The organism is Microbacterium hanjuni, assembly GCF_043556395.1.
In the GTDB taxonomy this organism is placed as follows: Bacteria; Actinomycetota; Actinomycetes; order Actinomycetales; family Microbacteriaceae; genus Microbacterium.
The window spans coordinates 859,526-873,425 of sequence record NZ_JBIGIK010000001.1; the positions used below are offsets into that span (position 1 = coordinate 859,526).

The 13,900-nt window shown below is 68.6% G+C and carries 13 protein-coding genes; 1 reads left to right on the forward strand and 12 read right to left on the reverse strand.

All coding sequences use genetic code 11. The features are described from left to right. Window positions 1-56: 56 nt before the first annotated feature. Window positions 57-998 (forward strand): 2,3,4,5-tetrahydropyridine-2,6-dicarboxylate N-succinyltransferase, encoded by a 942-nt coding sequence (gene dapD / locus ACFXP5_RS04415; RefSeq protein ID WP_394527213.1) that lies wholly within the window; start codon window positions 57-59, stop codon window positions 996-998. 12 nt (window positions 999-1,010) lie between these two features. On the opposite strand, the gene ACFXP5_RS04420 is transcribed toward dapD, so the two are convergent. The 12 genes from ACFXP5_RS04420 to ACFXP5_RS04475 all read right to left on the reverse strand — a co-directional run bounded on the left by ACFXP5_RS04420 (window position 1,011) and on the right by ACFXP5_RS04475 (window position 13,709). After that, entirely contained in the window at window positions 1,011-2,309 is a 1,299-nt protein-coding gene (locus tag ACFXP5_RS04420; RefSeq protein ID WP_394527215.1) for a citrate synthase, read from the reverse strand. Window positions 2,310-2,426: 117 nt separating this feature from the next. Then, window positions 2,427-3,533, reverse strand: coding sequence for a succinyldiaminopimelate transaminase (gene dapC / locus ACFXP5_RS04425; RefSeq protein ID WP_394543660.1), 1,107 nt, complete (start codon window positions 3,531-3,533; stop codon window positions 2,427-2,429). Between the two features lie 25 nt (window positions 3,534-3,558). Further along, window positions 3,559-3,879, reverse strand: a complete 321-nt coding sequence (gene fdxA / locus ACFXP5_RS04430) for a ferredoxin (protein ID WP_394527218.1) — start codon at window positions 3,877-3,879, stop codon at window positions 3,559-3,561. Then, window positions 3,876-4,271 carry a histidinol dehydrogenase gene (locus ACFXP5_RS04435; protein ID WP_394527219.1) on the reverse strand — a complete coding sequence of 132 codons (396 nt, stop codon included), beginning with the start codon at window positions 4,269-4,271 and terminating at the stop codon, window positions 3,876-3,878. The genes fdxA and ACFXP5_RS04435 overlap by 4 nt, the downstream gene beginning before the upstream one ends. A gap of 471 nt (window positions 4,272-4,742) precedes the next feature. Continuing rightward, entirely contained in the window at window positions 4,743-5,057 is a 315-nt protein-coding gene (locus ACFXP5_RS04440; protein ID WP_394527221.1) for an AzlD domain-containing protein, read from the reverse strand. Further along, complete coding sequence (locus tag ACFXP5_RS04445) at window positions 5,054-5,791, reverse strand: AzlC family ABC transporter permease (protein WP_394543661.1); 738 nt, start codon at window positions 5,789-5,791, stop codon at window positions 5,054-5,056. The genes ACFXP5_RS04440 and ACFXP5_RS04445 overlap by 4 nt, the downstream gene beginning before the upstream one ends. An 83-nt stretch (window positions 5,792-5,874) precedes the next feature. Continuing rightward, window positions 5,875-7,785, reverse strand: coding sequence for a translational GTPase TypA (typA, locus tag ACFXP5_RS04450; RefSeq protein ID WP_394527223.1), 1,911 nt, complete (start codon window positions 7,783-7,785; stop codon window positions 5,875-5,877). A 65-nt stretch (window positions 7,786-7,850) separates the two neighbouring features. After that, on the reverse strand, window positions 7,851-8,342 hold the full coding sequence (locus ACFXP5_RS04455) for a PH domain-containing protein (RefSeq protein ID WP_394543662.1): 492 nt from the start codon (window positions 8,340-8,342) through the stop codon (window positions 7,851-7,853). 35 nt (window positions 8,343-8,377) lie between these two features. Beyond that, on the reverse strand, window positions 8,378-10,048 hold the full coding sequence (locus tag ACFXP5_RS04460; protein WP_394527226.1) for a dipeptide ABC transporter ATP-binding protein: 1,671 nt from the start codon (window positions 10,046-10,048) through the stop codon (window positions 8,378-8,380). Further along, complete coding sequence (locus ACFXP5_RS04465) at window positions 10,045-10,992, reverse strand: ABC transporter permease (protein WP_394527227.1); 948 nt, start codon at window positions 10,990-10,992, stop codon at window positions 10,045-10,047. Before ACFXP5_RS04465 ends, ACFXP5_RS04460 begins: the two co-directional genes overlap by 4 nt. After that, complete coding sequence (locus ACFXP5_RS04470; protein WP_394543663.1) at window positions 10,982-11,911, reverse strand: ABC transporter permease; 930 nt, start codon at window positions 11,909-11,911, stop codon at window positions 10,982-10,984. Before ACFXP5_RS04470 ends, ACFXP5_RS04465 begins: the two co-directional genes overlap by 11 nt. Before the next feature lie 163 nt (window positions 11,912-12,074). Then, window positions 12,075-13,709: a peptide ABC transporter substrate-binding protein gene (locus tag ACFXP5_RS04475; protein ID WP_394543664.1), complete on the reverse strand. Its 1,635-nt coding sequence runs from the start codon at window positions 13,707-13,709 to the stop codon at window positions 12,075-12,077. Between the last annotated feature and the right edge of the window lie 191 nt (window positions 13,710-13,900).

Consider the following 13,900-nt stretch of genomic DNA (forward strand, 5'->3'; position numbering starts at 1 on the left):
GGCTCTCGCACGAACTCCGGCCGGGGCGTGCCGGCGCGCACCGCTAGCGTGGAGGGATGAGTGAACAGCGCTGGGTGTGGGGTTTCGGGTTGGCGACCACCGCGGAGGACGGCACGGTGCTGGACACCTGGTTCCCCGAGCCCGCAGCGGGTCGCCTGCCCCTGGGGCTCGACCCCGCGATCGCCCCGGCCGCGCTCGATCAGCTGGCCGTGGTCGACGAGCGCCGCGCGGTGAGCGCCGAGACGATCGCGATCGAGACCGACCTCGACGCCGCCCCCTCCTCGACGTCCGACGCGTACCTGCGCTTGCACGCACTGTCGCACCGCCTCGTGCGCCCGAACGAGGTGAATCTCGACGGCATCTTCGGCTTCCTCCCCAACGTCGCGTGGACCACCGCCGGCCCGATGCACCCCGACGACGCCACCCGCCTCCGCCCCTTCCTGCTCCGCGACGGCATCCAGGTGCAGGGCCTCGACAAGTTCCCGCGGCTGCTCGATTACGTCACGCCCCCGGGGGTGCGCATCGCGGATGCTTCTCGCGTGCGTCTCGGTGCTTACCTCTCCCCCGGCACCACCGTGATGCACGAAGGATTCGTGAACTTCAACGCCGGCAGCCTCGGCGCCTCTATGATCGAGGGCCGGGTCTCCCAGGGCGTCGTCATCGGGGACGGCAGCGACATCGGCGGCGGCGCCTCGATCATGGGCACCCTGTCGGGCGGCGGCACGCACCGGGTGTCGATCGGCTCACGCACTCTGCTCGGCGCCAACGCGGGCATCGGCATCTCGCTCGGCGACGACACGATCGTCGAGGCCGGGCTCTACGTGACCGCCGGCACCAAGATCGCGTTCACCGATGACACCGGCACCAGCACGGTCAAGGGCGCCGATCTCTCCGGGCGCGACGGACTGCTCTTCCGACGCAACTCCCTCACGGGCGCGGTCGAGGCATCCGTCCGCTCCGGCCACGGGGTGACCCTGAACGAAGCCCTCCACGCCTGAGGGCGGTCGGGCTCAGCCGAGGCCCGGGTAGTTGCGCTCAGGCGCACCCGTGTACAGCTGCTGCGGGCGGCCGATCTTGGTCTGCGGGTCGTGCTGCATCTCGGTCCAGTGCGCGAGCCACCCCGGGAGGCGGCCGATCGCGAACAGCACGGTGAACATCCGGGTGGGGAATCCCATCGCCTTGTAGATGACGCCCGTGTAGAAATCGACGTTCGGGTACAGCCGGCGCTCTTTGAAGTAGTCGTCGTGAAGGGCGATCTCTTCGAGCTCCTTCGCGAGGTCGAGGAGCGGGTCGCTCACGCCGAGCGCCTGCAGCACCTCGTCGGCCGACTCTTTCACGAGCTTCGCGCGCGGGTCGTAGTTCTTGTAGACGCGGTGCCCGAAGCCCATGAGCTTCACGCCGTCTTCCTTGTTCTTGACGCGCTCGACGAAACGCTGGACGCTCTCGCCGGATTCGCGAATGCGCCCGAGCATCGACAGCACGGCCTCGTTCGCGCCGCCGTGCAGCGGCCCGTACAGGGCGTTGATGCCGGCCGAGATCGAGGAGAACTGGTTCGCGCCCGTCGAACCCACGAGGCGCACGGTCGAGGTCGACGCGTTCTGCTCGTGGTCTTCGTGGAGGATGAGCAGGCGCTCGAGCGCGCGAGACATCACCGGGTTGACCTCGTACACCTCGGACAGCACGCCGAAGTTCAGCTTGAGGAAGTTGTCGACGAAGCCGAGCGAGTTGTCGGGGTAGAGGAAGGCCTGGCCGACGCTCTTCTTGTGCGCGTACGCGGCGATGACGGGCAGCTTCGCCAGCATCCGAATCGTGTTCAGTTCGACGTGCTCGGGGTTGTGCGGATCGGACTCGCCCTCGTAGTACGTGGACAGCGCCGCCGTGGCGGCCGACAGGACCGACATCGGGTGCGCGGTGTGCGGGAGGGCGGAGAAGAACCGCTTGAGGTCTTCGTGCAGCAGCGTGTGCCGACGGATGCGCTCGTCGAATTCGCCGAGCTGGTCAGCCGTGGGCAGTTCGCCGTAGATGAGCAGCCACGCCACCTCGAGGTAGGTGCTGTTCTTGGCGAGCTGTTCGATCGGGTACCCGCGGTAACGGAGGATGCCCTCGTCGCCGTCGATGAAGGTGATCGCCGACTTCGTGGCAGCCGTGTTGACGAAGCCGTAGTCGAGCGTGGTGTGGCCCGTCTGCTTCGTGAACGTCGCGATGTCGACGGTGGGGGTTCCGTCCGTCCCCTGCAGGACCGGGAATTCTGCCGTGGTGCCGCCGATGGTGACGGTGGCTTTCTGCTGCTGATCTGCCGCGTCGCTCATGGCGCCTCCTTGCGAAAAACGGGTCGGTCGCTACAGCCTATAAGCCGTCGGGCGGTACGGCCGACACGACCAAAAGATGTGTACGGCCGGTGGAGGATGCCACCAAACGGGGCCGGATCAGACGGCGGCGAGGCGTTCCGCCGCTGCCGCGATGCGTTCGTCCGTCGCCGTCAGCGACAGGCGCACGTGCTGCGGGAAGAACGGGCCGTAGAACGCCCCCGGGCCCGCCAACACGCCGAGATCGGCCAGTCGACCGAGGCTCTCCCACGCGTCGCGGCCCTCGGTCGCCCAGAGATACAGGCCCGCCTCGCTGCGGTCGATGCGGAACCCCGCCGCCTCGAGGGCGGGTTTCAGGATGCTGCGCCGCCGGGCGTAACGCGCCTTCTGCTCGACGACGTGCGCGTCGTCGAGGAGCGCCACCGTCATCGCGCGCTGCACCGGGGCGGGCGGAAGCAGGCCGAGGTGACGCCGCGCCGCAAGCAACCGGGCGACGAGCGCGGGATCGCCGGCGAGGAACGCGGCGCGGTAGCCGGCGAGGTTCGACTGCTTGCTGAGGGAGTACACGGACAGGAGCCCGGTGAGGTCGCCGGCGGTCACCCGCGGATCCAGCACGCTGGGGATCGCAGCATCCGCCCACTCCCCCTCCCAGCCGAGTTCGGCGTAGCACTCGTCGGAAGCGAGCACCGCGCCCAGCTCCCGTGCCCGGGCCGCGGCGGCGCGCAGCTCCTCGACACCGAGTACTCGCCCGTCGGGGTTGCCGGGGCTGTTGAGCCAGACGAGCTTGGTGCCCTGCGGCCAGTCGGCGGGGTCATCGGCGGCTACGGGCGTGGCACCCACGACCCGCGCGCCGACCTCGTAGGTCGGATACGCCGCGCGCGGGTGCACCACGACGTCGCCGGGACGGAGGTCGAGCAGCAGGGGCAGCAGCGCGACGAGCTCTTTCGAGCCCACCGTGGGCAGCACGTGGGTGTCGTTCAGCCCGGGCACCCCGCGGCGTCGGTCGTACCATTCCGCGATCGCCGAGCGCAGCGCCGGTGTGCCGGCGGCCTGCGGGTAGGCGTGGGCGTCGGTGGCGTTCGCGAGTTCGGCGGCGATGATGGCCGGGGTCTCATCGACAGGGGACCCGATCGAGAGATCCACGATGCCGCCGCGGTGCTGTCGGGCGCGCTCCGCGTACGGGGCGACCGCATCCCAAGGGTAGTCGGCGAGGTCGGAGACGCCCATCAGGCCGCCGCCCTGTTCTGCGCGGTCACTCGCCCTGCGGGGGCAGGACCGAGATGACGGGGTGATCCTTGGCGATCACGCCGACCTTGGCTGCTCCACCGGGCGAGCCGATGTCGTCGAAGAACTCGACGTTGGCCTTGTAGTAGTCGCGCCACTCGTCGGGGAGATCGTCTTCGTAGTAGATCGCCTCGACCGGGCAGACCGGCTCGCACGCACCGCAGTCGACGCATTCGTCGGGGTGGATGTACAGAGAGCGTTCACCCTCGTAGATGCAGTCGACCGGACATTCGTCGATGCAGGCGCGGTCTTTGACATCCACGCACGGGAGGGCGATCACATACGTCACCCCTCCAGTTTAGGTCCCGTCCGGAGGCGCGAGACGTCAGGCCAGGCGACGACCAGTGCGACGAGGATCGGAACCACGAAGGTCCACGTCGCGGGAATCCACTCCGTGTCGGGTGTGGGAGCGGCCACCACGGCCGAGCCGCCGGGGCCGATACCCGAGAACAACACCGTCGCCGCCAGCATCCCGAGCCCTCCGGCCAAGGCCGTCCAGCGGTCTTCGGCGAGCAGGCGCAGGGCGATTAGGAGGGCGGCCGTGCCCACGGTCGCCAGCACGAGCCCGATGGGCAGAATGCCGGCGGTGAACGCATGGGCGATGGTCGCCGCGGTGCCGTAGACCGCGCCGATCACGGCCGCGATGAGCCACGCCAGTATTCGGGAGACCTGCTTCGACACCGCGCCAGTCTAAGCCGGGCTCCTGGGGGCCGCCCCGGTGCACGACTTCGGAGGTTATGGGTGACACGCCGGTGCGACACGGGCCTGGGCCCGGGGCCGGGCGGAAGCTCCGAAGTCGTGCGCGCTCGGGGCGGGCCCACCGCCCGCGTGCACAACTTCGGAGGTTATGGGCGACACGCCGATGCGACACGGGCCTCGGGCCGGGGCCGGGCGGAAGCTCCGAAGTCGTGCGCGCTCGGGCGGGCCCACCGCCCGGTGCACAACTTCGAAGGTTATGGGCAACACGCCGATGCGACACGGGCCTGGGGCCGGGGCCGGGCGAAAGCTCCGAAGTTGTGCACGCCGGGGCGGGCCCACCGCCCGCGTGCACGACTTCGGAGGTTATCGGCGACACGCCGATGCGACACTCGCCTGGGGCAGGGGCCGGGCGAAAGCTCCGACGTTGTGCGCGCCCGGGGCGAGGACGGCGGGTCAGGCGGCCCAGCCCCACAGCCGCAGCAACGCGGCCACGAGGGCGGCGGCGGTGACCACGACCAGGAACGGCGCTCGGAGGGCCAAGAGACCGGCCGCGACGAGGAGCGCCGGCAGGCGGGCGTCCACCACGATCGCCTGACCCACGCCGAGGGCCTGTACGGCCACGAGGGCGGCCAGCAGCGCCACGGTGAGCAGGTCGGCGATCCGCGCCGGGCGCGGAGCCTCGAGCCAGTGCCCCGGCACCGCGTAGCCCACCGCCTTGACGGCGAGGCAGAGAACGGATGCGAGGAGCACGGCGTTCCAGAGCGTCACGGCTCCCCCTCCCGCCCGGCCGGATCGACCCCGGCGCCGCCGGACGGGGCGAACCAGTTGAACCACCCGACGGCCAGCGCCACGAGCGCCGCCGCGATGACGGGCAGCCCCGGCATCAGCGCTGGCGTGAGGGCCGCCGCGACCACGGCCGCGGCCGCACCCACGGCGATGGCCTGGCGTCCGCGCAGTCGCGGCCACAGCAGCGCGAGGAAGGCTGCTGCGGCGGCAGCATCCAGTCCGTACTGGCGGGGGTCGCCGAGCACGTCGCCGAGGAGCGCGCCCAGCAGGGTCGAGATGTTCCACCCCAGGTAGATCCCGATGCCGGTCACCCAGAAGCCCACCGCCCGCGCACGCGGCGTCGACTGCGCGAGCGCGACGGCCGTCGATTCGTCGATCGTGAATGTCACGGCGGCGGCTCGGCGCCAGAATCCCCCGCCGACCACCGGTGCCATGCGCATCGCGTATGCGGCATTGCGCACCCCGAGCAGGGCCGAGGAGGCGATGGCGGCAGGAGCCGCGGCGACCCCGCCCGCACCGATCACCCCGACGAAGGCGTATTGCGACCCGCCCGTGAACATCAGCGCGCTCAGCACGCACGCCTGCCAGACGTCGAGACCGGATGCTACGGCGAGGGCGCCGAACGACACGCCGTACGCGCTCGTCGCGAGCGCCACGGCGAGTCCCTGGCGTGCTGCGCCGCGGGACGCGGCGTCGGGCACGGGCGCGTCGGTCACCCGCTCGATGCTACCGACGCGGGGGGAAACGCCGAGGGGGTCCACCGATGACTCGGTGGACCCCCTCGTTCAGCGGAAGGCGATCAGGCGCCGGCGTCCTGGCGCTTGAGGCGCGAGTAGCTGCGGCCACGGGCGTTCGCGTCGAGCTCGACCTTGCGGATGCGCACGACCTCGGGGGTGACCTCGACGCATTCGTCGTCACGGGCGAACTCGAGGCTCTCCTCGAGCGTCAACAGGCGCGGCGGGGTCATCGACTCGAAGGTGTCGGAGCTGGCTGCACGCATGTTGGTGAGCTTCTTCTCCTTCGTGATGTTCACGTCCATGTCATCGGCGCGCGAGTTCTCGCCGACGACCATTCCCTCGTAGACCTCCTGCGTGGGCTGCACGAAGAACGACATGCGCTCCTGCAGAGCGATCATCGCGAAGGGGGTGACGACGCCCGAGCGGTCGGCGACGATCGAGCCGTTCTGACGGGTCGAGATGGCGCCGGCCCAGGCCTCGTAGCCGTGGGAGATCGCGTTGGCGATACCGGTGCCGCGCGTGGTGGTCAAGAACTCGGTACGGAAGCCGATGAGACCGCGCGAGGGGACGATGAACTCCATGCGCACCCAGCCGGTGCCGTGGTTGGTCATGTTCTCCATGCGGCCCTTGCGCGCCGCCAGCAGCTGCGTGATCGCGCCGAGGTACTCCTCGGGTGCGTCGATCGTCAGGTGCTCGAAGGGCTCGAACGTCTTGCCGTCGACCTTCTTGGTGACCACCTGGGGCTTACCGACGGTGAGCTCGAAGCCTTCGCGGCGCATGTTCTCCACGAGGATGGCGAGGGCGAGCTCGCCACGACCCTGGACTTCCCAGGCATCCGGTCGACCGATGTCGACGACCTTGATCGAGACGTTACCGATGAGCTCGCGGTCGAGGCGGTCCTTGACCATGCGCGCGGTGAGCTTGTGGCCCTTGACCTTGCCCATCAGCGGCGAGGTGTTCGTGCCGATCGTCATCGAGATCGCCGGGTCGTCGACGTGGATCTGCGGCAGCGGGCGCACGTCTTCGGGGTCGGCGATCGTCTCGCCGATGGTGATGTCCTCGAAACCGGCGATGGCGACGATGTCGCCGGGGCCGGCCGATTCGGCGGGGTAGCGCTCGAGCGCGCGGGTCTTGAGCAGCTCGGTGATGCGGGCGTTGGCGGTGGAGCCGTCGGCGCGCACCCAGGCCACGGTCTGGCCCTTCTTCAGCGTGCCGTTGAAGACGCGCAGCAGAGCGAGGCGGCCGAGGAACGGCGAGGAGTCGAGGTTGGTGACCCAGGCCTGCAGCGGCGCCTCGTCGTCGTACGACGGCGCGGGGACGTGCTGGAGGATCGCCTCGAACAGCGGCTCGAGGTCGTCGTTGTCGGGCAGCGAGCCGTTCTCGGGACGGTTGCGCGACGCCGCACCGGCACGACCGGACGCGTAGACCACCGGTACGTCGAGCAGGGCGTCGACGTCGAGGTCGGGCACGTCGTCCTGAAGATCGGATGCGAGGCCCAGCAGCAGGTCGTGGGCCTCTTCCTCGACCTCGGCGATGCGCGCGTCGGGGCGGTCGGTCTTGTTGACGAGGAGGATCACCGGCAGCTTCGCCTCGAGCGCCTTGCGCAGCACGAAGCGGGTCTGGGGAAGCGGGCCCTCGGAAGCATCCACGAGCAGCACGACGCCATCGACCATGGACAGGCCGCGCTCGACCTCGCCACCGAAGTCGGCGTGACCGGGGGTGTCGATCACGTTGATCGTGATCGGCTCTTCGGTGTGCTTGCCGCTGTAGGTGATCGTGGTGTTCTTCGCGAGGATCGTGATGCCCTTTTCGCGCTCGAGATCGTTCGAGTCCATCGCGCGCTCTTCCATGTGCTCGTGAGAGCCGAACGAGCCGGTCTGGCGGAGCATCGCGTCAACGAGCGTCGTCTTGCCGTGGTCGACGTGCGCGACGATTGCGACGTTGCGCAGATCGGAACGGAGGGCGTGCGCCATGAAAAAATCCTTGCACTTCGGGGTATTGCCCGGAACCGGGCACCACCTATTCTATCCGCCGAGGCCTATACCCCGGCGACGAGCACCGCGATGACCGCCCAGACGGCGATCACGACGAGTGCGATCAGCGCCGGGACGTCCCAACTGCGCTGCACCGGACCGCCCGCAGCGTCGCCCGCGGCGATCCAGTCGTCCACGATCCGGCCGGTCTGCACCGTCGCCGAATCGGGGGTCGAGCGGGTTACCAACCTGCCCCGCCGCGAGGGCGAGGGGCCGCCGAAGGAGTTGACCACGGTGTCGTCGTCGAGGGTCACCTCGACCTGCCACCGCAGGTCGATGGCCGTCACCCTCCCCCACGGCACCCGGGTGCGCCGCAGCAGGTTCTGCACGGTGATGCCCTCGGCATCCGTCTCGACGTGCGAGGCGAACCACACCACGTAGGCGAACCAGAGGACCGCCAGCATCCACGGCACGATGAGCAGCGCCTGCACGACGCTGCCGCGGGCCACGACATCGGCCAGCAGCAGAGCGCACACCAGCGCGAGGCCTCCGAGCACCCAGGGTGCGGAGGCCCCGCGGTAGACGGTGCGTGTCAGGACACGCCGCCGAGCGGTAGCGAGGCTCCGGGGATGGCCTCGAGCAGCCGGCGCGTGTACGCCTCGGTCGGGTGGGCGAAGATCTCATCCACCGTGCCCTGCTCGACGATCTTGCCGCGTTCCATCACGGCGACCAGGTCGGCCACGACACGAACGACCGCGAGGTCGTGCGTGATGAACAGGTAGCTGAGTCCGAGCTCGCTCTGCAGGTCGGAGAGCAGGTTCAGGATCTGATCCTGCACCAGCACGTCCAGCGCCGAGACCGCCTCGTCGAGCACGATGATGTCGGGCTTGAGCGCGAGCGCCCTCGCGATCGCGACACGCTGCCGCTGACCACCGGAGAGCTCGTTCGGGTAGCGCGAGGCGAGGTCGCGGGGCAGCGACACCTGGTCGAGCAGCTCGAGCACCCGCGCGCGACGCGACTTGCCGTCGCCGACCTTGTGGATCTCCAGCGGCTCCGCGATCGTGCCGCCGATGTTGCGCAGCGGATCGAGCGAACCGTACGGGTCCTGGAACACCGGCTGCATGCGTCGACGCAGGTCGAACGCCTGCCGGCTCGAGAGCTTGGCCGTGTCGACACCGTCGACGGCCACCGTTCCGGCGGTCGGCGTCTCGAGCATCAGCACCATCTTCGCCACGGTCGACTTGCCCGAACCGGACTCGCCGACCAGGGCGAGCGTCTTGCCGCGCGGGATCTCGAACGAGATGCCGTCGACGGCGCGGAACGGCTCGCTGCGGAAACCGCCCTGGCGGATGCGGTACTCCTTCACCAGGTCGGTCACCGTGATCGCCGGCGCGGCCGTGGTGAGGTCGTCGAGTCGCTGCAGACCGCGATCCTCCGCGCGCGCCTGGATGCGCTGCGAGGCGAGGCTCGGTGCCGCGGCGACCAGCTTCTGGGTGTACGGATGCTGGGGGTGCTCGAGGATCTCGCGGCTCGGGCCGGATTCGACGATCTCGCCCTGGCTCATGACCACGATCGTGTCGGCACGCTCGGCCGCGAGGCCGAGGTCGTGCGTGATCAGCAGCACGGAGGTGCCCTTCTCGCGGGCGAGCTTGGCCATGTGATCGAGGATCACGCGCTGCACGGTGACGTCCAGCGCCGAGGTGGGCTCATCGGCGACGAGCAGCTGAGGGTCGGCGGCCAGGCCGATGCCGATCAGCGCGCGCTGGCGCATACCGCCGGAGAACTGGTGCGGGAACTGGTGGAGGCGACGAGCCGCGTCCTGCAGGCCGGCCTGCTGGAGCACCTCGATCGCGCGCTGCTCGACCTCTTGGCGACCGGTCGCGATGCCGTTGGCCTTGATGGCCTCCTTCACCTGGAAGCCGATGCTCCACACCGGGTTGAGGTTCGACATCGGATCCTGCGGCACGTACCCGATCTCGCGCCCGCGCACCTGCTCCATCTGCGAGGAGGTGAGGGTGGTGAGGTCGCGACCGTCGAGGGTGATCTCGCCGGAGGTGACGTGCCCGGTGCCGGGCAGCAGGTTGATGATCGCCGACGCGGTGGTGGACTTGCCCGAGCCGGACTCCCCCACGATCGCGACGGTCTCGCCGCGGTGCACATCGAGGCTGACCCCGTGAAGTACCTCGCGCGAGACCTTGCCGGCGTCGAAAGAGACCCGCAGGTTGCGGATGGACAGCAGCGGCGCGTTGTCGACGGTGCTCATCGGCGTGCCCTCGCCTTCGGGTCGAGGGCGTCGCGAAGCAATTCGCCCAGGATGATGAACGCGAGCACTGTGACGGTGAGCGCGATCGAGGGGTAGATGAGCGCCATGGGGGCCACACGCAGCGACTGCTGCGCCTGGCTGATGTCCAGACCCCACGACATGGTGCTGCTGCCGAGCCCGACACCCAGGAACGACAGGGTCGCCTCGGCCGAGATCGCGGCACCCAGGGTGATGGTCGCCACGACGATGACCGGAGCCAGGGCGTTGGGGAAGACGTGGGCGAGCAGGGTGCGGAAGTTCGACAGACCCAGGGCGCGCGAGGCGGTGACGAAGTCGGCCTGGCGCACGCGCAGGATCTCGGCCCGGATCACGCGTGCCGTGGAGGCCCACGCGAACCCACCGATGGCCAGGGCGAGCACGAGCGGGGTACGGCTCTCGGAGAACACGCTCATCACGACGATCGCGGCGAGGATGTAAGGGATCGAGAAGAAGATGTCGCCGACACGCGAGAGCACCGAGTCGAGCCATCCGCCGTAGTACCCCGACAGCGCGCCGACGACGACGCCGATGACGGTGCCGATGAGCGTCGCCAGGAGGCCCACGATCAGGGAGGTCTGCGCGCCCCAGACGATGCGGGCGTAGATGTCGCAGCCCTGGAACGTGAAGCCGAGCGGGTGGCCCGAGGTCGGACCGCCGTTGCTGTTGGCGAGCTGGCAGTCGCTGTTCGGCGGGGTCTGGGTGAACAGGGTGGGCGCGAGCGCCATCACGATGATGACGAGCACGACGACGGCGGTCACCCAGAAGGTCGGGCGGCGGCGGATGTCGCGCCACGCGTCGCGCCACAGGCTGCTCGGCTTCGCCTCGACGCGGACGGCGTCCACCTCGATGGCGGCGTCCTTCACCGGCGCGACGAAATGCGGCTGGGTGTAACGATCACTTGGCATAGCGGATCCTCGGGTCGAGCAGGCCGTACAGCAGGTCGACCACGAGGTTGACCAGCACGTACACGATGACGAAGACCGTCACGAAGGAGACCACGGTGGGCCCCTCCTGACGGACGGTCGCCTGATAGAGGGTGTTTCCGACACCGGGGACGTTGAAGATGCCCTCGGTGACCGTGGCGCCCACGAGCAGCACGCCGAAGTTGGTGGCGGTGTTCGTGATGGTGGGGATGAGCGAGTTGCGCAGGACGTGCACGGGGATGACCCGCCGACGCGGGAGCCCCTTGCTGTAGGCCGTGCGCACCCAGTCCTGGTTGAGGGTGTCGATGACGGAGGCGCGGGTGAGGCGCATGCTCGTCGCATAAAGACTGAGACCCAGCACGATGGCGGGGAGCGTCAGGTCGAACCAGCCGTTCTGCGCTCCGACCGTGGCGCGGAACCACCCGAGTTGGATGCCGAGGAAGAACTGCGCCAGGAACGCCAGGACGAAGATCGGCACACCCACGAAGACGAGGGCGATCACGAGCGAGGTGTTGTCGAACAGCTTGCCCTTGCGAAGACCCGAGATGGTGCCGATGACCACGGCGAGCGTGAGTTCGATTGCGATGGCGAGCACGGCGAGACGGGCGGTGACCGGGAAGGTGCGAACGAGCACCTCGCTGACGGGCTGACCGGAGAAGCTCACGCCGAAGTCACCGCGCAGAACGCCGGTGATGTAGTAGAAGTACTGCACCAGGAACGGGTCGTCGAGGTGGTACTCCGCGCGGATCTGCGCGAGGACTGCAGGGTTCGGCACGCGATCGCCGAACAGAGCGGCGATCGGGTCGCCGGGCATGGCGAAAACCATGAAGTAGATGAGCAGAGTGGCCCCGAAGAACACCGGGATCACCTGCAGAATGCGTCTGAGGATGTAAATGGCCATCCCCAACTCCCTCCGAGATCGTTTGGCACGCCGCTTGTTGTGCGGCCCGTGTGCCTGAGGTCGTCGCCGTGCGCCGCGGGCGCGGCACGGTTTTTTCCGTGGCGACACATGTCGCGAGGCGGTGGCATTGACGCCACCGCCTCGCGAGGTGTGCTTCGGCGGGTTACTCCGCCTTGGTGATCTCGTGGTACAGCGGGACCGAGTTCCAACCGAACTCGACGTTCTGAACGCCCTCAGCGTAACCGCCGGTGACGTTGGAGTACCACAGCGGGATCGCGGGCAGGTCGTTGAACAGGATGGTCTGCGCCTGTCCGTACAGCTCGTTCGCCTCTGCGGTGTCCGTGGTGGCGATGCCCTCCTGGAGGAGCGCGTCGACCTCGGGGTTGGAGTAGTCGCCCGTGTTGGCGCTTCCGCCGGTCGCGTACAGCGGCGCGAGGAAGTTGTACAGACCCGGGTAGTCGGCCTGCCATCCGGTGCGGTACGCCGTCGTGATGGTGCGGCCGTTGATCAGCTCGCGAGCCTCGGCGAACGTCGGGTAAGCGTTACCCGAAGCGTCGATGCCCAGCGTGTTCTTGATCGAGTTCGACACCGCGTCGACCCAGACGTCGTGTCCACCGTCGGCGTTGTACGCGATCTGGAACGTTCCGCTCCAGGGCGAGATGGCGTCGGCCTCGGCCCACAGTTCCTTCGCCTTGTCGGGGTTGTACGCCAGCACGTCCGCGCCCTCGAGCGAGTCGGACCAGCCGTCGATGACCGGCGACGTGAAGTCGCTGGCCGGCGTGCGGCTGCCCTGGAACACCGTGGTGGTGATCTCTTCGCGGTTGATGGCCATCGAGATCGCCTGACGACGCAGGTCGCCCTCTTCACCCGAGAAGTGCTCGAGGCGCTCCGGGATCGTGAAGGACTGGAAGACGGCGGCGGGCTGGTTGACAGCACGGTCACCGAGGTCGGACTCGAACGAAGCCATGGACGACGGCGGGATCGCGTCGATCACGTCGACGGCACCATCGAGCAGGTCGGCGTACGCGGCATCCTGCGTCGCGTAGAACGTGATCGTGAGGCCACCGTTCTGCGCCTGACGCACGCCCTGGTACGAGTCGTTCTTGACCAGGTCGATCTGCACGTTGTGCTGCCACGCACCGTCGCTGGCCAGCTTGTACGGGCCGTTGCCGATCGGGTTCTCGCCGAAGGCTTCCATGTCGTCGAAGGCGGCGTCGGGAAGCGGGTAGAACGCGGAGTAGCCCAGACGCGTCTGGAAGTCCGACGCCGGCTTGTTCAGCGCGATCGTGAAGGTGTACGGGTCGACCTCGACCAGACCGGTGAGCTCGGAGTCCGCGTCGTAGCTGAAGCCCTCGATGTCTTCGAAGAAGTAGCTGTTGAGCTGCTCGTTCGACAGCTGAGCGCCGTAGTTCCACGCCTTGATGAAGTTGTCGGACGTGACTTCCTCACCATCGGAGAAGGTCTGGCCCTCCTTCAGCTTGACGGTGAGGTGCTGCGGGTCCTCGACCGTGATCTCTTCGGCCATGTCGTTGACGGTCGCGCCGTCAGCCTCGTACGACACCAGACCGGCGAAGATCGCGTCGAGGATCTTGCCGCCGCCGACCTCGTTGGTCGCGGTGGGGATGAGCGGGTTCTCCGGCTCAGAACCGTTCGTGGTGATGATCGCGCTGTTCGATCCACCGGTCGACGGGTCAGCGGACTCGCTGCCACCGCCGGAGCAGCCGGCGAGGGCGATCGCGGTGATCGCGACTCCCGCTCCTGCTGCGAGGGCGCGTTTGCGCCACGTGTTCTTCGACACATTTCCTCCTGTGCAAGGGGTGAGCGCGTCCACGCGGAGTCGGGGGCCTCAGCGGGACGCAGATAGGGGAAACGATAGGTAAACGATTCGCATTGGTCAAAACGCGAAGGCCAAACGTTACATACCTTTAATTCGCCCACCCCCCTGTGGAGCAATCTGACAGACCGCGCCCCGAGAAACCGCGCAGGTTG

What these genes read in the sequence shown, in the direction of transcription:
- dapD (WP_394527213.1), top strand. Translation starts at nt 57, where the DNA reads ATGAGTGAACAGCGCTGGGTGTGGGGTTTCGGGTTGGCGACCACCGCG.
- ACFXP5_RS04420 (WP_394527215.1), bottom strand. Translation starts at nt 2,309, where the DNA reads ATGAGCGACGCGGCAGATCAGCAGCAGAAAGCCACCGTCACCATCGGC.
- dapC (WP_394543660.1), bottom strand. Translation starts at nt 3,533, where the DNA reads ATGGGCGTCTCCGACCTCGCCGACTACCCTTGGGATGCGGTCGCCCCG.
- typA (WP_394527223.1), bottom strand. Translation starts at nt 7,785, where the DNA reads ATGGCGCACGCCCTCCGTTCCGATCTGCGCAACGTCGCAATCGTCGCG.
- ACFXP5_RS04460 (WP_394527226.1), bottom strand. Translation starts at nt 10,048, where the DNA reads ATGAGCACCGTCGACAACGCGCCGCTGCTGTCCATCCGCAACCTGCGG.
- ACFXP5_RS04465 (WP_394527227.1), bottom strand. Translation starts at nt 10,992, where the DNA reads ATGCCAAGTGATCGTTACACCCAGCCGCATTTCGTCGCGCCGGTGAAG.
- ACFXP5_RS04470 (WP_394543663.1), bottom strand. Translation starts at nt 11,911, where the DNA reads ATGGCCATTTACATCCTCAGACGCATTCTGCAGGTGATCCCGGTGTTC.